General features: G+C 29.8%; 24 protein-coding genes. 6 read left to right on the top strand and 18 right to left on the bottom strand.

Annotated elements, in window-relative coordinates; genetic code table 11:
* Positions 1-129 precede the first annotated feature (129 nt).
* The 7 genes from CLHOM_RS12360 to CLHOM_RS12330 form a co-directional block, all read right to left on the bottom strand.
* Positions 130-363: a DUF2164 domain-containing protein gene (locus CLHOM_RS12360; protein ID WP_052222007.1), complete on the bottom strand. Its 234-nt coding sequence runs from the start codon at positions 361-363 to the stop codon at positions 130-132.
* On the bottom strand, positions 353-886 hold the full coding sequence (locus CLHOM_RS12355) for a YcxB family protein (protein WP_052222006.1): 534 nt from the start codon (positions 884-886) through the stop codon (positions 353-355). Before CLHOM_RS12355 ends, CLHOM_RS12360 begins: the two co-directional genes overlap by 11 nt.
* 193 nt (positions 887-1079) lie before the next feature.
* Positions 1080-1898 (bottom strand): CPBP family intramembrane glutamic endopeptidase, encoded by an 819-nt coding sequence (locus CLHOM_RS12350; protein WP_052222005.1) that lies wholly within the window; start codon positions 1896-1898, stop codon positions 1080-1082.
* A 106-nt stretch (positions 1899-2004) separates the two neighbouring features.
* Positions 2005-3048, bottom strand: coding sequence for an ABC transporter permease (locus CLHOM_RS12345; RefSeq protein WP_052222004.1), 1044 nt, complete (start codon positions 3046-3048; stop codon positions 2005-2007).
* Complete coding sequence (locus tag CLHOM_RS12340; protein ID WP_052222003.1) at positions 3048-3770, bottom strand: ABC transporter ATP-binding protein; 723 nt, start codon at positions 3768-3770, stop codon at positions 3048-3050. The genes CLHOM_RS12345 and CLHOM_RS12340 overlap by 1 nt, the downstream gene beginning before the upstream one ends.
* A gap of 65 nt (positions 3771-3835) precedes the next feature.
* A complete protein-coding gene (hisS, locus tag CLHOM_RS12335; RefSeq protein ID WP_052222002.1) occupies positions 3836-5149 on the bottom strand; it encodes a histidine--tRNA ligase in 1314 nt (437 codons plus the stop codon).
* A 43-nt stretch (positions 5150-5192) separates the two neighbouring features.
* Complete coding sequence (locus CLHOM_RS12330; protein WP_052222023.1) at positions 5193-5684, bottom strand: prolyl-tRNA synthetase associated domain-containing protein; 492 nt, start codon at positions 5682-5684, stop codon at positions 5193-5195.
* Positions 5685-5934: 250 nt separating this feature from the next.
* Here CLHOM_RS12330 and CLHOM_RS17970 point away from each other — a divergent pair, with 250 nt between their 5' ends.
* The 5 genes from CLHOM_RS17970 to CLHOM_RS12305 all read left to right on the top strand — a co-directional run bounded on the left by CLHOM_RS17970 (position 5935) and on the right by CLHOM_RS12305 (position 12726).
* Positions 5935-7950: a PAS domain-containing sensor histidine kinase gene (locus tag CLHOM_RS17970; protein ID WP_161803224.1), complete on the top strand. Its 2016-nt coding sequence runs from the start codon at positions 5935-5937 to the stop codon at positions 7948-7950.
* 6 nt (positions 7951-7956) lie between these two features.
* On the top strand, positions 7957-9138 hold the full coding sequence (locus tag CLHOM_RS12320; RefSeq protein WP_052222001.1) for an HDOD domain-containing protein: 1182 nt from the start codon (positions 7957-7959) through the stop codon (positions 9136-9138).
* Positions 9135-10157 (top strand): response regulator, encoded by a 1023-nt coding sequence (locus CLHOM_RS12315; RefSeq protein WP_052222000.1) that lies wholly within the window; start codon positions 9135-9137, stop codon positions 10155-10157. Before CLHOM_RS12320 ends, CLHOM_RS12315 begins: the two co-directional genes overlap by 4 nt.
* A gap of 33 nt (positions 10158-10190) precedes the next feature.
* Complete coding sequence (locus tag CLHOM_RS12310; protein WP_052221999.1) at positions 10191-11264, top strand: HD domain-containing phosphohydrolase; 1074 nt, start codon at positions 10191-10193, stop codon at positions 11262-11264.
* 208 nt (positions 11265-11472) lie between these two features.
* Positions 11473-12726, top strand: coding sequence for an esterase/lipase family protein (locus CLHOM_RS12305; protein WP_052221998.1), 1254 nt, complete (start codon positions 11473-11475; stop codon positions 12724-12726).
* Between the two features lie 45 nt (positions 12727-12771).
* Here CLHOM_RS12305 and CLHOM_RS18375 read toward each other — a convergent pair whose 3' ends face one another.
* From CLHOM_RS18375 to CLHOM_RS12275, 8 genes are all read right to left on the bottom strand, one after another.
* The gene (locus CLHOM_RS18375) at positions 12772-12927 is read right to left on the bottom strand and encodes a hypothetical protein (protein WP_161803223.1); all 156 of its coding nucleotides are present in this window, start codon (positions 12925-12927) and stop codon (positions 12772-12774) included.
* A gap of 25 nt (positions 12928-12952) precedes the next feature.
* Positions 12953-13261 carry an AzlD domain-containing protein gene (locus tag CLHOM_RS12300; RefSeq protein ID WP_074782978.1) on the bottom strand — a complete coding sequence of 103 codons (309 nt, stop codon included), beginning with the start codon at positions 13259-13261 and terminating at the stop codon, positions 12953-12955.
* Complete coding sequence (locus CLHOM_RS12295; RefSeq protein ID WP_052221997.1) at positions 13248-13967, bottom strand: AzlC family ABC transporter permease; 720 nt, start codon at positions 13965-13967, stop codon at positions 13248-13250. Before CLHOM_RS12295 ends, CLHOM_RS12300 begins: the two co-directional genes overlap by 14 nt.
* Before the next feature lie 462 nt (positions 13968-14429).
* The gene (argF, locus tag CLHOM_RS12290) at positions 14430-15422 is read right to left on the bottom strand and encodes an ornithine carbamoyltransferase (protein ID WP_052221996.1); all 993 of its coding nucleotides are present in this window, start codon (positions 15420-15422) and stop codon (positions 14430-14432) included.
* Positions 15423-15583: 161 nt separating this feature from the next.
* Positions 15584-15733, bottom strand: coding sequence for a YvrJ family protein (locus tag CLHOM_RS17965; protein WP_074782976.1), 150 nt, complete (start codon positions 15731-15733; stop codon positions 15584-15586).
* A 52-nt stretch (positions 15734-15785) separates the two neighbouring features.
* A complete protein-coding gene (locus CLHOM_RS12285) occupies positions 15786-16382 on the bottom strand; it encodes a DUF1836 domain-containing protein (protein WP_052221995.1) in 597 nt (198 codons plus the stop codon).
* 603 nt (positions 16383-16985) lie between these two features.
* Positions 16986-17627: a fructose-6-phosphate aldolase gene (fsa, locus tag CLHOM_RS12280; RefSeq protein ID WP_052221994.1), complete on the bottom strand. Its 642-nt coding sequence runs from the start codon at positions 17625-17627 to the stop codon at positions 16986-16988.
* Positions 17628-17664: 37 nt separating this feature from the next.
* On the bottom strand, positions 17665-19041 hold the full coding sequence (locus tag CLHOM_RS12275) for a tRNA nucleotidyltransferase/poly(A) polymerase-related protein (RefSeq protein WP_052221993.1): 1377 nt from the start codon (positions 19039-19041) through the stop codon (positions 17665-17667).
* Positions 19042-19527: 486 nt separating this feature from the next.
* On the opposite strand from CLHOM_RS12275, the gene CLHOM_RS12270 reads away from it, so the two are divergent.
* Positions 19528-19776, top strand: a complete 249-nt coding sequence (locus CLHOM_RS12270; protein WP_052221992.1) for an AbrB/MazE/SpoVT family DNA-binding domain-containing protein — start codon at positions 19528-19530, stop codon at positions 19774-19776.
* Between the two features lie 110 nt (positions 19777-19886).
* Here CLHOM_RS12270 and CLHOM_RS12265 read toward each other — a convergent pair whose 3' ends face one another.
* From CLHOM_RS12265 to CLHOM_RS12255, 3 genes are all read right to left on the bottom strand, one after another.
* Complete coding sequence (locus CLHOM_RS12265; RefSeq protein ID WP_074782974.1) at positions 19887-21014, bottom strand: C40 family peptidase; 1128 nt, start codon at positions 21012-21014, stop codon at positions 19887-19889.
* A gap of 126 nt (positions 21015-21140) precedes the next feature.
* Entirely contained in the window at positions 21141-21983 is an 843-nt protein-coding gene (rsmI, locus tag CLHOM_RS12260) for a 16S rRNA (cytidine(1402)-2'-O)-methyltransferase (protein ID WP_052221990.1), read from the bottom strand.
* Between the two features lie 24 nt (positions 21984-22007).
* Entirely contained in the window at positions 22008-22754 is a 747-nt protein-coding gene (locus CLHOM_RS12255) for a tRNA1(Val) (adenine(37)-N6)-methyltransferase (protein ID WP_052221989.1), read from the bottom strand.
* Between the last annotated feature and the right edge of the window lie 144 nt (positions 22755-22898).

The raw sequence follows: 22898 nt of genomic DNA, 5'->3' as shown, positions 1-22898 counted from the left end.
ATATTTATTGATAAAATGCTATATTATAACAGTAAAACTTTTTATATAGTTAACTAACACCAAAATATAAAAACCGCTACACTACTAGTAACGGTTTATCTAAACTTTATTTATCAATTTTAAATTTTACTACTTCTGCAGTCCCAACACATCCTCCATCCTATCATTCATGTATTGGTAGGCATCAAATACCCCTTGATTATAAAATTCAGGTGCTAGCTCTTCTATAATAAAATCTAAAATTAGCCCTGCCCCTAAATCTCCTAAATCTTCATCTCGTTCATTAGAGAAGTATACTTTAATTTCATTTTTCATCTGTTCTCTTTTTTCTTTACTAAGTTTTAGGTTGTTTTTATTTTTCATTGGCTTTATCCATCCCATCATTTATTTTTCTCAAGAATTCATTCTTTTCATCTAAACTTTTAAATGCTCTTACTGGAATAATATAAGCATTAATGGAACTAATATAGATATACAAATACTTCTCAGTATCATATACTTTCTCAACAGCTGACCAATTAGTTTTAGCTTCTCCTAAGCTGCTAGTTTCTACAACTCCTTCTTCAGTTAAAGTTAAGCTATGATTACCGAATATGTTAGTATTTTTCCCCTCTGCCACTAGCTTTTCGATTCTTTTCTTTACAGAACGCTTTAAGAACCTAACATAAAAAGCAACCCATAATACATATACAATTATGAAAACCACTATCCAATACATTAAAGGTGCATCGGTAATTTTTACAACCAAAAAGGGTGCTACCAAAAATATCAGAGAAATTATATATCTCTGTATAAATAAAGATTTCTTCATAGTTTCAGAAGTTGAAATAAAATGCAGATTATATTCTACATAATCCTCTTTAGTTAAATCATACTCTATCTTCATAATAATAGTCCTCTCTAAAAATATAATTGATTATGTATTATTATACCCTATTATAATTTTCTAAAATATATAGAGCAGATGGAAAAGTATCCCTTCCTATTATTATGAATAGCCTTCCTTCCCTATTTATTTTATGGCATAATTTTATACCTTCTATAAAAGGCTCAAGTAAAACTCAAATCAAATAAACTTTTCATATAGAAGCTTCCACATCTTTTATCTGAGAATTTTTATAGCTTCTCTTAAGCCAAAGTATTCCTAAAACCAACATAACTAGTCCAATAAGTTCAGGATAACTAGTGCCTCTTATATTGTCAAGCACTAAACTATTATCGCCCACAAAACTAATTAAAAGACTACTTCCATTATATAAACTATGAATTAAAATGCAGGTTGAAATAGATCTAGTTCTAGAGAATATCCATCCAGCAAAAGTTCCTACACAAAAGGCACTAGGGAACTGCCATATATTAAAATGTATTATGGCAAATATTAATGCGGATAAAAATATTGCTTTTCTCTCAGAATAATTACTTAAAAATCCTCTTAAAATGATTCCTCTAAAAATTACTTCTTCTATTATAGGGGCTACTATCACTATCCTCACGAATATCAAAGTTTCACTTGTACCACCTAGTAATTGAGAAGAAAATAACTCTTCAATGAACTTAGGTACTGGGAAAATATTCAATACTATTTCATTAATTCTCACTATGCAAAGTAACATTCCAACTGTTGTTATAGCAATTATAATAAACCTAGATACCGAAAATTTCTTTAGCAAAAACATATCTTTAGATATATTTAATCTATTTTTTCTCTTTAACCATAGCAGAGTCAACATAAAAGTAGATATAACTGTGAGCATTGAAATAATCTGATTATTTTTTGGTATTCTAAATATCTGCCTTATTAATTCAAAAATCAAAGATGGTACTAGTGCTATAAACTCATAATATAGCACTAAAAAAATGGCCCCTTTTAAATTAGGATATTTTTTTATATTTTCCATATATATTACCTCTTCACTCATATTTGTAAATATTATAATACATATGTAAATAATTTTCAATTTATCCTATCTATTCAGCCAGGGTATATAAGATTTTTACTATTTTCTACAACCTTCTATACTTCTTTAAAGTAACTATATTTAGCACAATGAAAATTATTGCAAATATAATTAACACAAATATATCTGTACTAATATCACTTAAACTTAAGCCTTTATACATTACTCCTTTTAAGGCATCTGCACCATAATATATAGGCATGATTTTACCAATTCCCCTTAGCCAATCTGCCATACCTTCAAGTGGGAAAATTCCTGCAAAGAATACCTGAGGTACTATGACAATTGGAATAAACTGAATCATTTGAAATTCAGAGGCTGCAAAAGTGGATAAGAAAATCCCTAATGAAAGTGCTACTAAAGCTAGCAATAGGTTGATGAGTATTACATTCCATATAGAGCCTACTAGGGTAATGTCTAAAACATTAACTGAATACAGTACCACAAGAATCGTCTGTGCCACGGCAAATATTCCGTAGCCTATCAAATATCCAAATACCACTTCTTGTCTTCTAATAGGTGTAGCCATTAGTCTTTCCAAGGTTCCTGTAGTTCTCTCCCTTAAAAGACCTATTCCTGAAATAAGAAAAACAAAGAAGAAAACGAAAAAACCTACCAGTATTGGGCTTAATACATCAAAAAACGTAGTTTCACTATCTCCATATAAATAACTTACATCAATACTTGGAGCCTTTAAAGCAGGAGCTGCAATATTGTTAACTTGTGCTTGGGCTAATACAGCTTGATTTATTTTCATTAGTAATGCTTTTGACTTGCTAGGATCACTATTTTGAAGTGTTAACTTTAATTTATTATCCTCTACTCGGAGTAATCCATCCAGGTTATCTGAAATAATCACATCGTTATTTGCTTCTTTATACTCTATTATGTTAATATCATTCTTTTCTAGAGCTTCTGTTACACTTTTACTAACATTAACTATACCTAGTTTAGGATCAACTGCATTTCCATTAAATATAAAATACATTAAGGTAAGAATTAATAATGGAGCAATGAACAGTAATCCTAATGTTCTTTTATCTCTTAGCATCTGCTGACATATTCTACTTACTAAAGCCTTTGTTCTCATTATTTAATTCCACCTGCCTTCAAAAATACATCCTCTAAACTATCTACTTTATAATGCTCCTTTAATTCCTTTGGAGTTCCCTTGGTTAGGATACATCCCTCTCTAACCATTGCAAGATAATCACATTTTTCAGCTTCTCCCATAACATGTGTTGTAACAAGAATGGTTTTTTCCTCCTCATTCTTTAAACGAAACAACTCATTCCAAATTGAAAAGCTAAGTTCAGGATCAATACCAACAGTTGGTTCATCTAATATAAGTATTTTAGGATTTTGAATTAAGGCTATTGCAAGGGAAAGTCTTCTTTTCATTCCACCTGAATAAGCAGAAACTCTTTTATTTAGCTCATTAGTTAAATTTACTAGTTCTGCTGCATACGATATTCTCTCTTTTTGTTCTGTTTTATTCATCTTAAACAAGGAGGCAAAGAATTTCAGATTCTCAAGCCCTGTTAATTCTGTATAAAGAGCATCTGCTTGAGCCATATAACCAATATGGTTCAATAGCTGAAGATTAGGCACTTTTTTATCCAGCACCTGAATTGATCCTGTATCAGCCTTCTCCATTCCCACTATCATTTTTACAAGAGTTGTCTTTCCAGCTCCTGAGGGTCCTATTAGCCCATATATCTGTCCTTTTTGGATACTTAAGTCAATATCTTTTAAGACCATTTTTTTACCTAGACTTTTACTTACCTTATCCACTACAATGGTGTTTCCCATACTTTCCCCTCCTAAAAAGGGTTAAGAGAATCTAAGTCTCTTAACCCCGAATTTATACTCATGCCTTATTTAAATCTCTTAATAATTTCATCTAAAGACAGCTTAAATTGTTCTCCAGTATCAAACTTTTTAAAGGTCAATAGCCCGCTGTTTACTTCTTCTCCTCCAACCAAAATTACATTTGCTATTCCTAATTTGTTTGCATATTTTAATTTCTTGTTCACGTTTCCTTCTTCAAGGTAAACTTCTGTAACTATATTATTCTCTCTTAATTTATTAGCTATATTTATGCAATAATCCATAGTATCCTCCACAGGAACTACTAAAACCTCAGTTAAAGTTGATGGATTATCACCTTTTAGTAGGCCTAAGTCCTTTAGCTGAGAAAATAATCTAGTTAATCCAATAGATATTCCAACTCCAGGTAAATTCTTGTTAGTATAATTTTCAGCTAAATTATCATATCTGCCTCCAGAACAGATAGATCCTACCTCAGGATATTTATCTAGTGTAGTTTCAAAAACTGTTCCTGTGTAATAATCTAGTCCTCTAGCTATCTTTAAATCTATTATAAAGTTTTCCAGAGATACTCCAAAGGCTTCCATATAGTGAACAACCTTAGCAAGCTCTTCAACCCCTTCAATAAAACTCTTGTCTGTAATATTTAATTCTTTAAGGAAGGCTAAGGCTTCTTCATTGCTTCCATTAAAACTAATAAACTCTGCAATTTTTTCTATACTTTCATAAGAAATTGCATTATCCTTAAGTTCTGCCTTTACCTTATCTACTCCTATTTTGTCTACCTTATCTATTATCCTTAAAACCTCTGTCTTATTTTCAATTCCTAAGGCTTCGAAAAATCCACTGATTACTTTTCTATTATTTATATGTATTTTAAATTCATTTAATCCAAGCTCCTTAAAGATTGAAAAAATTATGCTTGGAAGCTGCGCATCGTTTATAACGCTCAATTTTTCATTACCTATAATGTCTATATCGCATTGATAAAATTCTCTATAACGACCCTTTTGACTCTTTTCTCCCCTATATACTTTTCCTATCTGATATCTGCGAAAAGGGAAGGTAAGTTCATTCATGTGCTGTGCAACATACCTTGCTAGAGGTACTGTCAAATCAAATCTTAAGGATAAATCACTATCACCTTTGTTAAATCTATATATTTGTTTTTCAGTTTCTCCTCCGCCTTTTGCTAAAAGCACTTCTGATTTTTCTATAGCTGGTGTATCCATAGGTATAAACCCATATTTTTCATATACATTGCGTATTTTATCCATCATTCCATTAAAAACTATTTGATCCGCTGGCAACAATTCCATAAATCCTGGCAGCAGCGATGGTTTTACAATTTGTTTATTCATCATATTTCCTCCAATCAATTTCCATAATATTTTACTACTAATTTTATACCAGAACAACCCTAACCTTATTACCGCACCATTTTAAGAACTTTTCAAAGTCTTTATAAGAAATAGTAAGAGTTGAAGTATTTACATTTGGATGAAAATTAACATAATCTCCATCAGCTAAATCCTTATCTATAAGCACCTCTACTTCTCTTTGTTCATCATTTATAAGTCCAAAAGGTGTAACACTTCCAGGAGTTAAAGCTAAATGTTTGAGCAATCTCTCTTCTGATGCAACAGATAGCGGGGTACTTCCTATTTCCTTAGCCAAATTTTTTAGATCAACCCTTTTATGATCCTCTATTACAAGAAGATAATGTATATTACCTTTTCTATTTCTGAGAAATAGATTCTTGCAATGTTTCCCCGGTAAATTTATATCTAAAGCATTAGCTTCATCAACAGTAAAAACTGCTTTATGCTCATGTCTTGTATATTCAATGTTTAAGTCCTTTAAAATACTATATACCTTTTCCTTACCTTCACTAATCACCCTTCTCGCCCTCCTATATTATTTATTATATCCATAGCTTTACTCCTACACCATACCTAATAAAAATATATTGATTCTTACTATAGTATATATTAATTAAAATTTATATGAAATCGATTTATAATAATAGCGAAATTTAAAATAAAAAGTGGTATTATAATATTAATAACAAAATTATGTGGAATTTACTGTACCATCTTACAAATATACGAAATTCTATTAATGGCTTTTAGGGGAGGTGCATTTCTTGAAAAGTATTGAAAACATAGAAAAAAACCAACTATACCACTCAATTTTACAGCATGCTGGAGATATCATATTTTTGCTTACTCTTGAAGGTGATATTGTCTATGCTAATGAACAAGCTGTAAATTCCTATGGCTATACAAAAGAAGAGTTGCTTTCTTTAAGCATATTTAACCTTAGAAGCCCTGTAAATCAATTTATTGCTCATGAACAATTTGAAAAGGCCAAAACAGAGGGCATTCTTTTTACTACTGCTCACTATAGAAAAGACGGATCCTCTTTTCCTGTAGAAGTAAAATCTATTATTATAGATGATAACGGGAAAAAATTTGTCATAAGCATAATAAGAGATATTTCTGAAAGATTAAAAAACCAAGAAGAAATTCAAAGACTTGCCTATATAGTTGAAAACTCTCAAGATGCTATATTCTGCAAAACTTTAGATGGAATAATCACAAGCTGGAATAAGGGTGCAGAGAACATTTTTGGATACAGTAAGGATGAAGTATTAGGGAAAAGCACAAAAATCTTACTTCCTGAAGAAAACTACTACAAAATTGAAGCTGCCATGAAGAAATTGCTAAAGTATGTTACCATTGAACATTATGAAACTACTATTTTAAAAAAAGATGGAAATTTAACTACAGTATCCATTGCCCTATCACCCATTCTTGATATATCAGGAACTCTTATTGGTGCTTCAATAATTGCAAGAGATATAAGTACACAAAATGAAGCTTTAAAAACTATTAAAACTATATCCAATGCACTAGAATCCTCATCTAGTGCGGTTTTGATTACTGATGTAAATGGAACTCTTGAATATGTAAATAATAAATTTGAAGCAATAACAGGATATAAAAAACAAGAAGTATTAGGTCTAAACGTTAAAATTTTGAACTCAGGAAAACATGATAAAAAATATTTTGAATCCATGTGGAAAGCAATTAAAAATGGTTACGAATGGAACGGAGAATTTTGTAATAAAAAAAAGGATGGCTCATTATTTTGGTGTAGTGCATCTATTTCTCCAGTAAAAGACGATACAGGTAAAATTACAAATTTCTTATCAGTTACAGAAGATATTACTGATAAAAAAATATTAACAGAAGAATTAATTATGAAAAATAATGAACTGGAAAATACCTTAGCCCTATTAAAAGAAGCTCAAATGCACTTAGTTCAAGAAGATAAAATGGCAAGTGTAGGTCAGCTATCTGCAGGCATTGCCCATGAAATAAATAATCCTTTAGGTTTTGTATCCAGTAACTTTAATACTTTAAAAAAATATGTGTATAAGCTTAAAGAATATATATTTGAAATTAAAAAGTTAAAACATGTATTAGAAACCTCTAACCTCCCTTCTCTTTCTTCTGAAATTGAAAAAATAAATAAGCTAGAAGAGAAAAATAAACTAAATTACATTATGGCAGATTTAGAAGATCTGTATAAAGATACGGAGGATGGGCTTAATAGAATTAAAAAAATAGTTGTCACACTTAAGAACTTTGCGCATGAAAGTACAAATGACTCTTTTGAAGATTATAGCCTAAATGAAGGTATAGAAGATACTCTTATAATTGCAAAAAATGAACTAAAATACAATACTGCTGTTAACACTGATTTACTAGACACTCTTCCTTTAATTAAAGCAAATCCTAGTGAAATAAATCAAGTATTATTGAATATTATAATTAATTCATCTCATGCTATAAAAGAAAAGAATTTAGAAGATTCAGAATTTTTTGGAGAAATAACTATAAGTACCTGGAATGACATTGGACATGTTTATTGTTGTATAAAAGATAATGGAATTGGAATTAAGCAGGAGAATTTAACCAAAGTATTTAATCCTTTTTTCACTACTAAACCCGTTGGAAAAGGCACTGGCCTTGGCCTTAGTATTTCATACGATATTATTGTAAATAAACATAAAGGAGATATAAAGATTGATAGCATTTTTAAAAAAGGTACAACCATAACAATTACTCTTCCAATTAACGAAGAAAAGAGTTGATAAATTATGAAATCAATACTATTCGTAGATGACGAAAGGGCTATTCTAAGTTCTATAAAAAGGGAATTCTTTGATAGTGATTATACGCTCTATTTTGCCGAAAGTGGAATAGAGGCTTTAAAAATATTACATGAAAATACAGATATCAACATGATAATAAGTGATTTTATGATGCCACAGATGAATGGCTATGAATTACTTAAAAAAGTAAAACATCTATATCCGAATATTATTAGGATTGTACTTAGCGGATATACTGATAATTCTTCAATGATTAGATGCGTCAGTGAAAATATCGCCCAGCTTTATGTAAATAAACCTTGGGACAAAGAAGAATTCATTGATATAATCAATAAATTATTTGATACTTCTGATAAGCTTAATCATGAAAGCTTTAAAAAATTAGTAGAAAATACTGATAAGCTTCCTACAATACCAACACTATTTTTTCAGATAAATAAACTCATGGAAGATGATTATTCCAGTATAGATGATATAATAAACTTAATTAATAAAGATCAAACTATGGCCTTCAATATCCTTAGAACAATTAATTCTGCTTTTTATGGCATAAAAACTGGTTCTATTAAGACGGCGGTTTTAAACTTGGGTCTTGAAAACTTAAAATCAATAATTGCTGCTATAGAACTATTTAATATTAATAGTTCTGACTTTTATATGAAATTATTATGGGAGCATTCTTATTTTACAAATATTATCACAATAAAGCTCTATGAATATATTTTTAAGAAAAAATTACCTCAGCAATATTCATCTGCAGGATTACTTCATGATATAGGAAAAGTTGTATTATTAAAATTGTTTAATCTTGAATATGTAGCTTTTCTTAAAATTAAAGATAATAATCGAGACTTAGATCTTTTAACTTATGAAAGGAATTTTTTTAAATATACTCATGAAGAATTAGGCTCTTACATATTAAATTGGTGGCAATTACCCACCCCTATTGTAGAAACAGCCTTACGACATACTAAACCTCTTTCCTCCAGTAAAATGTACAGAGATATTGTTTGTGTTGTTCATCTAGCAGATTATTATTCATGGAAATTATTGCATCCTGATTTCATGCCTACAATTAATGAAGAGGTATTTTCATACTTAAAAATTGAAAAAAATGAATGTGAAAGTATTATAAATAATTGTAACGGAGATGATTATATACTATGAAAACAAACAAGGTACTTTTTGTTGATGATGAAGCTAACATTTTAAGTGCAATTAAAAGAAGTGTTATTTATGAGGATTTCTCAGCTATGTTTACTCTCAGTGGTGAAAAAGCTTTAGAGCTTATAAAAACCAATGACATTAGTGTTATTATAACTGATATGAAAATGCCTGGTATGAATGGATTTGAACTTTTAAAAAAAGTTAAGGAAGTTTCCCCAAACACAGTAAGACTAGTACTATCTGGCTACAATCAATTATCTCAAATTTTAGCAACAGTAAATAAAATAGGTGTCTTTAAATATATTACTAAACCTTGGGATGATGAATTAGACTTTTTACCATCAATAAGAGAAGCCGTTAACTATTATAATTTAAGATTAGAAAATGAACTTATGAAAAAAGCAATAGAGAAAAAAAATTCTGAATATGAGGAATTATTTAAAACCAAAGATGCTCTTATTGCCAAAACAGAATTAGATGTAGTCAATATGAAAAAAATAAATAACTCAATACTACAAATCCAGAACATTCTATTTAGTAAATTAAGATCAAGTATAGATTACCTTGATATTTCTGAGTACTATTTAAAACTAATAAATAATATTTATGCATCCTTCCTTGCTACTTTTCCCTCAGTTATAGAAGAATTCGACATAGAACGACTTGTAAGAAACTTTATTCATAAAACAAATAATAAGATTCCCATAGAAGCTGAAGCTTCAGATATTAAATTCATAGACAATTATAGATTAATATTACTTATACTACTTGAGCTTGTTAAATATCTAGTTGAAAAGCTCAATATAAATGATATAGCAGTTCAATTTATGAATTATCCTACATTATCAATTAAAATTAAATGTACCCATAGGGACTTCCATCATCTCTATAATAATAATATGGAATTTAAACTCATTATAAATTATTTAAGAGAATTAATAAAAACTTCAAAAGGTAATTTAATAATTGAAGATGATACAAGCAAAGAAATATTAATTCAAGGAAATACAAAAACTTAAATTTAATTGTATAACCCTAAGGAGGGACAACTAGTGTTTTCTAATACCATATTAATAATTGATGATGACATTAAAGTTATAAAATCTTTATTAAGAATATTTCATGACTACAATTATAATATTTTATATACTACTGATTCTAAAAAAGCTATTAATATAATTGATAATACTAATATTGATGTGATTATCACTGATCAAATTATGAGCCCTCCAACTGGAATTGATATATTGAAGTATTGTAATAATATTAATTGCAAAGCAATAAAAATATTAATGACAGGATATCCAGATTTATCCGTAGCAGTTACCTCTATTAATGAGGGTGGTATTTATCATTATTTTTCAAAACCCTGGAATGATAATGAAGTAAGGGACGTTGTAAGAAATGCTATAAGTTTGAAAATGAAAATTGACAAAGAAGATAGTATACTAGAAGATTTTTATAAAATAAAAAAACAATATCAAGGAATAGTAAGCGACATGGCTTATAAAATAGAAACTTATAGACATAGCATAATTATTTCTATGTTGAAAATAATAAAATCAAAAGATTTAGGACTATACTATCATTCAACTAATGTAGCTAAATATTCCACAAATATTGCATTTTTATTTGATAGCTGTTATAAAAATTTTTATAGCTTAATAAATGCTGCTCTACTCCATGATATTGGTAAAATAGCTATTAGAGACAAGATATTGTATAAACCCGCAAAATTAAATAATAATGAATTTGAACAAGTAAAAAATCATGTTATTGTTGGATATGAAATAGTAAATGATTTTGACTTTTTAAAAACTTCTGCAAGCTTTATAAGAGAACATCATGAAAGAATGGATGGAAGTGGATATCCTAAAGGATTAAAATTTGAAGACATCAGCTTTGAAGGAAGGCTCCTTGGAATATGCGATGTTTTTGACGCCCTTACTTCTAGTAGGCCTTATAAAGAAAAATATGAAATTGCTGATTCTTTAGATATTATTCTTAAAGGAAAAGGAGTATTATTTGATTCAACTCTAGTGGATATACTATGTGAAAATTATAATTTCATAATGGGAAATGAAAATATATTTAATTTATATTTTTCAGAAGTTACAGCAACATAATCCTATTTATAGAATTATGTTGCTTTTTCATTTTATCTTTTTTAGCAACTTTTATAAATTTCCTTCAAAATTTGTCGGTAAATTGTGAATAAATTTTAAAGGAAATTTAATGAGAATATAGAATATATTCAATGTAACCGATTACTTAAAGAAAGGAGGCATTGTATTAATTTCTTGATAATCATCAGTATTGTGAGGAGGTAAAAAATTGAAAAAGAAAAGATCCATTATTTCATTATGTCTTTCAGCCCTATTTAGCTTAATGCTGCTTTTCACTAGCTTTGTAAAGCCAGTAAATGCAGCCCCAACAATAACTTTAGAGCAGACATTTACTGCCACTGCTAATCCTGACGTTGTAGGTAAATGGTCAGAAGTAGAAAGACTAAGGGTAAACGACACAAATATTACACAGGAATTATTTATAACTGATAATGAACACAAGACTAGTACTATTGTAAAAGGTTTCGGAAATGATGCAAGTCCTAATTCTCAACTTTTCTTATTACATAAATTTGCTGGTTGGAATACAGCTACAAAACCTTATCCAGTCTTATTTGTACACGGAGCTGGTTCTGATGGTGATTTTGCAGTTGACCCTGAAAGAAATGGCACGACTCCTGGACTAGCCCAATCTTTAGCAGCTGATGGATACGCAGTTTTCGCTATAACATTTGCTCATCCACATGGTGACAATTACATTCAAAGAGAAGTTTTGGCCGCTGCTATTCAAAGAATAAAAGATATCACAGGTAAAACAAAGGTAGACTTAATAGCTCATAGTAAAGGTAACATGAGCTCTAGAATGTATGTTTCTGATGTTAAGAAATCTTGGGGAACTGCATTTAGAAATGATGTAAGACGCTATATTCAATTAGGTGCTCCTAACGGTGGTATCGATTACACATTTAGAAACACTTGGGCTGCATGGGGAATTATGGCTACAGGTGCTTTTGGTCCAGTTCCTTATACTTACATGACTATATATGGATGGCCAACTGACACTGCATACCACAGCATTTATAGTGCTGCTGATGGCGGCGGTGCATATCCTGGTCAAGCTCAAATGCTTGCAAGATGGGATAATGTATATGATTTAGATATTTTTGAACAAGATTGGTATACAACTTACTACGGCGGCTGGGGCTACTACAGCTATTCTGAAGGAATAGATTATGCTATAAACCAAGGTGGAAACTTAATAAATACTTTAAAAAATACTCCAGTTAAATCTACAGTCCAATTAGCAACTCTTGCTGGCAGTGAAAACGTAATCAATGGTGTAGTTATGGAAGATGACGGTCCAAGCGATGGTGTTGTTTTCATTGCAAGTGCTACCATGACAGATCCTATGATTAGTGGTGGTGCAACTTTATTAGAGAAAAAAGTTTTACCAATTAATCACGTTCAATTAGCATATGATCCAACTGCATTAACATGGATTAAAACTCAATTATCAAGATAAAAAATGTAAAAGGAGTGAATTTTTAATTCCTCCTTTTTTATTCATCTAAAAAACAGAAAATAACTTCTTGTTTTCTTGTATAATGTTTTTTATTTCTTCCATAGATGCTGCTTTTTCTATCTTTTCTTTTACTTCCGGAATTTCTTTTAGCTTTTCTAGTAATGGCATTATGTCCTTTGGAATAAAAAAACCCTTATCCACACAAATTCACCTCCTATAAATAATATTACTTTACCCACAGCATTAGTACTGTTATCACTATAGATCCAAAGACAGGAACCATAATTCCTCCTCTTAACCAACTATATATAAATGCAAAAACTATTCCCAGTGTGCCTGCAGCAGGCATGCTTGGAGTTGCCGAGAAAACTCCTGGAATAATCAACGCTCCCAAGGCTACATAGGGTACAGATTTCAAAAATCCTTTCAATCTCTTAGGTAGTTCTCTGTCAGAAATAAACAAAAATGGTACTAGTCTAGGAATAAACGTAACAAGCATCATTCCTAAAATTAATATTATCTTACTGCTGCTCACAAAGCTTCACCTCTTCTTCTTCATATATGCAAGATCCTATAAAGGAAACCAAGATGATAGTTGCAATCATATTCCAACCCTTTGGTAGAAGATTTAAATAGTTTAATAAGGTATTAACCCCTCCTGATAACAAAGCTAAAAATAATACCTTGCTAGATTTCTTTAATTCCGGTACTAAAATGGCTGTGAACATTGCATAAAGAGCAATTCCCATACCATCAGTTATAATTTTAGGGAGAATTCCTCCTGCAACATAGCCTATTACTGTTCCTGATACCCAAGCAAAGTATGCTGCAAACTGCAATCCTAGAGTAAACTCTTTAGTAATTTTGCCTTCCCTAAAGGATAATACCGAAAAGCTTTCGTCAGTTACTCCGAAAGCAATAAAAGGAATCCATCGTTTTATTTTACCTTCTATCTTTACCGCTAAGGATGCGCTCATTAAAAAGTGTCTAAAATTTACTAGTAAAGTTGTTAATATAATTTCTCCAAAGCCAGCTCCAATTAGAATTAAATTTAAAGCCATAAACTGACTTGCACCTGCAAAAACAAGCGCTGAAAAAAGAAAACTATCTAAAATAGAAATGCCTGTTGTTTTAGACAATATTCCAAAAGCTAATGCAATAGGTAAATATCCTATAACCAAAGGTATAGAAGCTTTAACCCCTAAAATAAAATCTCCATTATTTTTTACCCCATTTTGCATAAAAATCCCCCTGTCGTTTATGTATTATCTTATATTATATCATAAAAAAAAGAGCTGACATATTTGTCAGCAAATTCACCCATAAACATTAAAATTAAATTTTTCACGTTCCTAACCCCTTAGGAACTTAATCCAAAAACAAAAGTTCAACTATTACCCTCCGGTAAAAGATGCATTACCAAAAGATGTCTTTTAAACGTTTCCATAGTTAGGAATAACTATATTCCTCTTAATGCACCCCCTTCCAAAGAAGATTATTTGTTTTTATTAAAATCAATTATATAATATTTATATATTTCTGTAAAGATTTTCTTTGTAAACATTTACGGTTAATTCATTTTAGTTTTTCTTATATTTTCAATTTAGTTCAAATATTCTTGCATTTCTTATATATCTCTTTAAATATTTAAAGCTTTTGTGTGTCCATCAAATACTTTTAGGAACTCACAAAAGCTTTACTCTCTAAATAGTAGCAACTATTACTGCTTTTATAGTATGCATTCTATTTTCTGCCTCATCAAATACTATCGAATATTCACTTTCAAAGACTTCATCTGTTACTTCTAAGGCATCTAACCCGTATTTTTCATATATTTGCTTTCCAATAGCTGTACCCAAATCATGGAAAGAAGGCAAACAATGCATAAACTTTACATCAGGATTTTCAGTAGCTTTAATCATATTCATATCTACCCTATATGGCAAGAGCATTTCCAATCTTTCTTTCCACACTTCATCAGGTTCACCCATGGATACCCAAACATCTGTGTATATTACATCAACTCCCTTAACTCCTTTATTTATATCAGAAGTGATTGTAATAATTGATCCAGACTCTTCAGCAACTTTTTTACATCTTTCAATTAAAGCTTCTTCTGGTAATAACTTTTCAGGAGAAACTATATTTATATTCATTCCAACCTTAGATGCTCCTATTAATAGAGCATTTGCCACGTTATTTCTTCCATCTCCTAAATAAGCCAAGGTTATCTTATCTAAAGATTTGTTAAAATATTCCTTTATTGTGAGAAAATCCGCTAATACTTGAGTTGGATGATCTTCATCTGTAAGTCCATTCCAAACTGGTACTCCTGAGTATTTAGCTAAGGTTTCTACTATTTCTTGCCCATAACCTCTATATTCAATTCCATCATACATTCTTCCAAGAACTTTAGCAGTATCCTTTATGGATTCTTTTTTACCCATTTGGCTTCCTGTAGGTCCTATATATGTAACATTTACTCCTTGATCATGTGCAGCTACTTCAAAAGCACATCTAGTTCTAGTGGAATCCTTTTCAAATAGAAGCACTATGTTTTTACCTCCTATTCTTTTCCACTCAACACCTTCTTTTTTATCATTTTTCATTTGTTTAGCCAAATCTATGAGGTAATTAATTTCTTCTTTAGAGAAATCCATTAATGTTAATAGACTTCTTCCTTTTAAACTTATCATACCATAACCCCCTTTAAATTTTATATATTTTCCAATACTGATATAATCACCTACATACCCACTTTAATGGTAATCCTTAGTGATACTATTGTCAATAATTCAGAGGCTTAAAAAGCAATAATGCCAGAACTTATCTGACATTATCTTCGAAAACATGCTTATCACAACCTAGGAATATTATTTATGACACTTGAAAGCTGATTAATACTATTGGTAAGCTTCTCTAATTTACTCTCTATCCTTACAAGTAAGTAAATAGATACTGCTATAGGAAAGCCTACATTCCCAATTAATCCAACAAGAGCTTCCATGCATATCACCTCTCCTTCTTAAAGTAGATATGCACAAAAGCTTAAATATATATTATTTATCGTCTCCATATTCGTCAATTATTTTTTTTGCCAGCTTCTTTATAGCACTTGCCTGTGCAATAAGGCTCATTACCACTAGGAAAACCAAAATTCTCCCCTTGTCATCGCCCTTTAACTCACTTTCTTCAATGAACTTTTCAAATTTTTCTTCATTGATTGTGTCTATATTTAAAAAATTATTTAAACTTTCTTTTTGTATCTGATCAAAAATCTTATATGCTTTTTCAAAAGAAATTATATCGTCAGTTCTATCATTAATGCTATTGAAAGCAAGAGCAAATACCTTTTTAATTTCTTCAGTAGTTAAAATAGGCCTCATATAGCTAAGAAGTACTAATTGAACTAAATGAAGTTTAGTATATCCTCTCTTTTTTCCATCTTCAGGTTTTGATATAACTTCATTTTTAATATAATTTTGGACAATATTATTTGTATACTGTTCTTCTTGAAACCTATCATTTAAATAATCTATAACCTGAGATAAAAACAAGTCATACTGTGGTAAATCTTCATAAGGAACTAGACTATTCTTAGAAATTTCATTAGCTATTTTATTTAGTTCATCTAATATAAACTTACTGTTTTTCAATCTTTATACCTCCGTAATGTTAAGTTCAAGCCCTACAATAACATAATTCTATATAATCCTACACAAAAGCACCCATTATTAGATTCCTATATTTAACCGACAAAATATACTTATTTTGTAATAAACATTTATTATATTATAAGTTATTTATAAACTTATTACAAGTTCTTAATTTAAACAGTTAAATAATTCAATTATTGGACACATTAACCGTATAAATTTTCCTATGAAGTAATTATTGCATATTCAAATTTAAACTTTAAATAGAAAAGTTATTAACATTCATGTACAGGTTATACACATTTTCTGTTGATAACCTTAAAAATGTTGATAAATATTGATTTTATTATATTTTATTGTATTTTGTAAATGAACTTATCCACATTGTACACATGTTCTTGTTGATAACTTGTTAAAACTATGTGGAATAAAACGATATATTTCTATCATAATTGCTTCATTTTTTAAACTATTATGTTGAATTATTACTATTGTTGTATTATTATGTAATTATTGAAATAAAAAAACAAATCACTAGTCGCTAATCTCTAGGGTATACTCGCATCCCATAGCGATTAGTGACTAGCGATTTGTAACTTCTTATTATTTTTGGCTTTCGTAATCCTTTATGAAGGTGTCTATTCCACTATCAGTGAGTGGATGCTTTAGCATTTGGTTTAAAACCTTAAACGGAATTGTTGCTATATGAGCTCCTGCTTTTGCTGCATTAAGAACATGCATTGGATGTCTTATGCTAGCAGCTATTATTTCTGTTTGTATATCATAGTTATAAAATATTTCTGCTATATCTGCGACAACTTGTAAGCCATCATTTCCTATATCATCAAGTCTGCCTGCAAAAGGACTTACATAGCTAGCTCCAGCTTTTGCAGCAAGAAGTGCTTGCTGGGCTGAAAAAACTAAGGTTACATTTGTTTTTATTCCTTCTTTTGATAATACACTAACTGCTTTTATGCCCTCTTCACACATAGGTATCTTAATTACTATATTCTTATGTATTTTAACTAATTCCTTAGCTTCTTCTACCATTTCTTCACTGTTTAAGCTTATTACCTCTGCACTTATTGGTCCATCTACAATGGAACATATCTCCTCTACTACTTCTTTAATGTCTCTTCCTTCTTTAGCTATTAAAGAAGGATTAGTAGTAACACCATCTAAAACTCCCCACTTACTTACCCTTTTAATCTCTTCTACATTAGCAGTATCAATAAACAGTTTCATTAAATTTACCTCTCTTTCAAATTATATTCTTTATATATTATATGTTCTTTATGCCTTTTAAATAGTTTATAGCCTCTTCTGCATTATTAATTAGTCCAAAATAGGTTTTCTTTTCTAAATCCTCTAATACAAGTTTAATTTCTTTCCCTTCTCTTTTTGTAATCTCCATTACTTGCTTACCATTTATAAATCTATTATCTCTTGCTTTTCTAAATAGTTTATATTCTTCAAAAAGCTGCTCTATATATTTCTTAAAGAGTTCTTCTTCATTATCAGGATCATAAAGCATTTTTGTAGCATACATATCACAATAAGATAAAGTTAATATAAATGGAATAAATTTATCGTACCTTGAAAAAAGCTTGTAAAAGCTTTTCTTATTATTTTTAACTCTATTTTTACAAAGACCTAATGGATACATATGAGCTTCAACGAGAATCTCTATGAGCTTTTTTCCCTCCTTTGGAAAACCTAGTTCTTCACACACTTCACTAATTATCTCAGCTCCTACTTTATCATGCCCTATAAAGCTTACTTTATCTTCTATTTTCTTATAACATTTAGCCTTACCAATATCGTGAGAAAAAGCAGCAAAAGCTATATAACTTTTTATATATGTTCCACCTAACTTATTATTTAATAATTCTAAATCTAAACCTTTAATAGTCAAATTACCCTTAAGTAAAGCTTTAAAATTTTTATATACTAAATTCATATGTGTGAATGCATCTTCGATATGATACCTGCATTTACCAATTACCTTTAGTTCATCAATATATGGAATTAGGTTCTGAAGTACACCACATCTTTCTAAGGCTTCAAAAGCTATGGCTTCCTTATCTTCCTCTATTAACTTTATTAATTCAGTATATATTCTTTCCTTTGGATATTGTTTTATATATCTGCTTTCTTCAATAATATGTTCCTCACAGCTTTTACTGAAATGCATTCCAAGCTTTAAAGACAATCTGTATGCTCTTAGAATTCTCACTTTATCATCTTTTATACTATTATCAGTTACTTCATGTATTAACTTAGCCTTTAAATGTTCTCGTCCCTTAAACGGGTCTATAATTTTATTTTCTATAAGCTTTAGAGCAATTGCATTTATGGTAAAATCTCTACTTCTTAAATCCTCTTCTATATTTCTTCCCTTAAGCTTTGCAATATCAATTATTTTACCTTTAATAACTGATCTATAGATACCTATGCTTTCTTTTATAGGAAAAATTGAATAACCTATCATTTCCAAATTATCTATAAAGTCTTTAATATCGCCTTCATAAATAATGTCTAAATCCTCGGAAATAACTTCCATATTCAAAAGTTTATCTCTAATATACCCACCAACAATATAAACATTTCCATTTGTAATATGTAAAACTTTCTTTATATTATCAATAATTTCCCTCATTGCTTCACCTACTACTATAAATTACTATTAATTATAACACAAGTAAATACTTAGCAATAACTTTGTTTTCATAAAAAGCATTCATCTTTTGACATAAATTATTACGAAATATAATTCTTTCGACATGTTGCATTTTATTATCCATTAAATTACTATTTTATTCATGAATTCGTCTATTTTTTTGAATGTAATATACTTCCATAATTTTTATCATCTTTACCTCATTATGCTTGCAATCCCTGATTTTCAGGAATATTTATAGGCTAATGCAAGGAATTTTTCATAAAAAATTACATATTGACATTTGAATAAATTGGTAGTATATTAACTTTAGATGGAAGTTAATAAGAAATTTGTAACTTAATCTAAAAAAAACATTTTTTATGTTGACTTCTTTTGTCATATTTGCTATTATTTAAGTAAGGATATGTCGAAAGATGTAGCAGGCTAAATATATATTATTTATTATTTAAGGAGGAAATTTTAATGAAATCAACAGGTGTAGTAAGAAGAGTAGATGAACTTGGAAGAATAGTTATTCCAATAGAATTGAGAAGAACATTAGATATTGCTGAGAAAGATGCTCTAGAAATCTATGTAGACGGAGAACAAATTATCCTAAAAAAATATGAGCCAGCTTGTATTTTCTGCGGAGATGCAAGAAATGTAATTAACTATAAAGGTAAAAATATTTGCCATAACTGTTTAGATACTTTAAAAACTGACGTAAAATAATCTTTTCCATAAAAAAACTCCATGATTTTTCCATGGAGTTTTTATTGTTTTAAAAAACCCTCTGAATTTACAGAGGGTCTAAGTATGTACTTCTAATACGGTTTCTAAATTTATCTCACTCTTCTTGCTGTAGCATAATCAGACCTGCTTGAAAGACTACTTATCTTAACTACATCTCCAGTTCTTGGAGCATGAATATAAGAATCATTACCCACATATATTCCTACATGATGTATTGATCCAGATCCGCCATTATAGCCAAAGAAAACTAAATCTCCTGGTTGAAGATCACTCTTAGCTACATAAGTTCCTACTTCTGCTTGATCTCTAGATACTCTAGGTAATCTAACGTCAAAATGAGCATAAACGTACTTAGTAAATCCTGAGCAATCAAAGCTTTCTGCTCCATTAGCTCCCCATACATATGGTGCTCCTAAAAATTTAGCAGCATAGGAAACTACGGCATCTGATGAATATGATGCAGACCCTCTTGAAGGTTTAGAGCTTGATGAAACCTTTGCTGTCATCTGCGCAATAAGTCTTTTAGTTTCTTTTATCTTAGCTTGGTCTTCCTTAACAACGCTTTCATATGCATCCGCTTGTCTTCTAGCATCTGCAATAAGCTTGTCCTGTTCGCTCTTATCTTTTTCTAAGGCTTTTTTCTTTTCTTCCTGTGTATTATTTAAAGCTATTAGCTTAGTTTGCTCTTCTTTAAGTTTTTCTTGCTTAACATTTAATGCTTCTTGTTTTTCTTTTAATTCATTAACAATCTTTTTATCTAACTCAGTGATCTTTTTTACTATTTCTACTTTTTCAAATAAATCACTTAAGCTTTCTGCACCAAGGACTACATCTAAGTATCCCCCAACGCCATTCATATACATTGTTTTCATTCTTTCGTTATATAAATCTTGTTCTGCTTTTATTTCTTCTTCAGCTTTTTGTACTTCTCGTTTTGATATTTCTATATCATTTTCAATTGATTTAATTTTAGTCTTATTTTCTTCTATTTCAGTTAACAAGGCTTCAATTTGCCAATCAAAGTGTTCAATTTTTGATTCAATTTCGTCAACTTTTTGTTTTGCAGTATTATATTGGCTTTTATGTTCTTGCATTTCAGTTTGCTGTTGTTTAAGCTTGTCCGACAAAGGTTCAGCTAAAACCGCAGTGGTACTCATAGCAACTATTAATAACGCACTAGTTACTATATAACTCACCTTTTTATGCAATAATATCATCTCCTTTCTCTTTATTATATAATACGGTAACATAATATATTATATCATTAAACGGGTATGATTTACAGCACAAAAAACTTCATATTTTACTTTTTTAGTCTTTAACCAATAGTATACTAGCTTTTTCTACAAATTTATAGAGTATTTGTACACCTCAGATTTTGATATTCCTCTATCTTTTGTTACCATTTTTACTGCATCTTTCTTGTTATATCCTTCAGACATATATTTTTTTATATGTTCTTCTATGGTTAATTCCTGCCATTCAGCTTCTACCTCTCTTTTTATTTCTTCGTCACTTTTACCTTCTATAATAAGAACAAATTCACCTTTTGGAGCATTTAAAGTGTAATATTCAATAGCCTCTTTTAAACTGACTCTAATTATTTCCTCATGAAGTTTTGTAAGTTCTCTACATAAAGCTATTTTTCTATCTCCTAGATTCTCAAATAAAAATTCTAAAGTCTTCTGAAGTCTATGAGGTGCTTCATAAAAAACTAAAGTCTCAGGTCTATTTTTTATATCTTCAATTACCTGTTTTCTATCCTTATTATCCCTAGGTAAAAATCCTCTGAATAAGAATTTTGTAGTATCTAATCCTGAGTAAACTAGCGCCGTTGTAACTGCAGTAGCACCTGTTAATACCTCAAAAGGTATGTTCTCTTGTATACATCTTTTTATAATAACACTTCCTGGGTCAGAAATTCCTGGTGTTCCCGCGTCAGATACTAAAGCTATATTCTTACCTTCAATTAAGCTTTCAATTATATTATCACTTTTTATATTTTCATTAAACTTATGATAACTTATAAGAGGTTTTTTAATGTTAAAATGATTTAGCAGTTTTAGGCTTTGTCTAGTATCCTCTGCTGCTATAAGATCTACTGCCTGAAGCACTTCCAGTGCTCTTAAGGTAATATCTTTTAAGTTTCCTATTGGAGTTGGAACTACATATAATTTTCCACTCAAAACCTTAACTTCCCTTCCATAATTTTATTTACATCTTCCATAAATTCTATCTATTTGCTCTGTGTATCCTCCATTATCATTATAAACAAATAAAGGCTCCTCCCATTTTAAAAAGGCTCCTCCATCTCTTTGCCCTTCTATAAGTACAATATTAGGAGGTTTTTTTGTATTTGGATAAACCATTTGAATTCTTTTAGGTTCAATCTTATGCTTTCTCATAAGGGTTATTATATCTGCTAATCTATCTGGTCTATGTACCATAAACATTCTTTTATTATCCTTTAACAAAGTTCTTGCAGCAATGATTACATCTTCTAAAGTACACAGAATTTCATGCCTTGCAATCGCCATTTTATCCTCTGGATTTACTATACCAGAATTAAAAAGTTTATAGGGTGGATTAACAGTTATAATATCTGCCCTAGAAAAATTCTTCAACATACTTATATCCTTTAAATCTCCCTGTATAAAATCAACTCTATTCTCTAAATTATTAATTTCAACAGATCTTTTGGCCATTTCCACCATTTCCTCTTGAATTTCTAACCCTATTATTTTCTCCCCTTGGGTCTTTCCTGCTAGTATAAATGGTACTATCCCAGTACCACTACAAAGATCTATAACATAATCTCCCTTTTTTACATTTGCAAAATTAGCTAAAAGAACCGCATCGACCCCAAACCTAAAGCCATCTTTCTTTTGTATTATAGAAAGCCCCTTAAGTTGTAAATCTTCCAGGGTTTCATCTTCCTTTATCAATTTATTATTCATTTCTACCACCACTTTAAGTAATTTTTTATTTTTATAGCTTCTCCATTTAAAACATAGATTAATTATAACTTAACTTGTATATTTATCAATTGATTTTTAACATAAAAAAAGCTATATTGTACTATATAATGTTTTAGACGACAT

This window comes from Clostridium homopropionicum DSM 5847, from assembly GCF_001263795.1.
In the GTDB taxonomy this organism is placed as follows: domain Bacteria; phylum Bacillota; class Clostridia; order Clostridiales; family Clostridiaceae; genus Clostridium_H; species Clostridium_H homopropionicum.
Note: the sequence above shows the minus strand (reverse complement) of the source record. Positions and strands in the feature narration are given on the sequence as shown.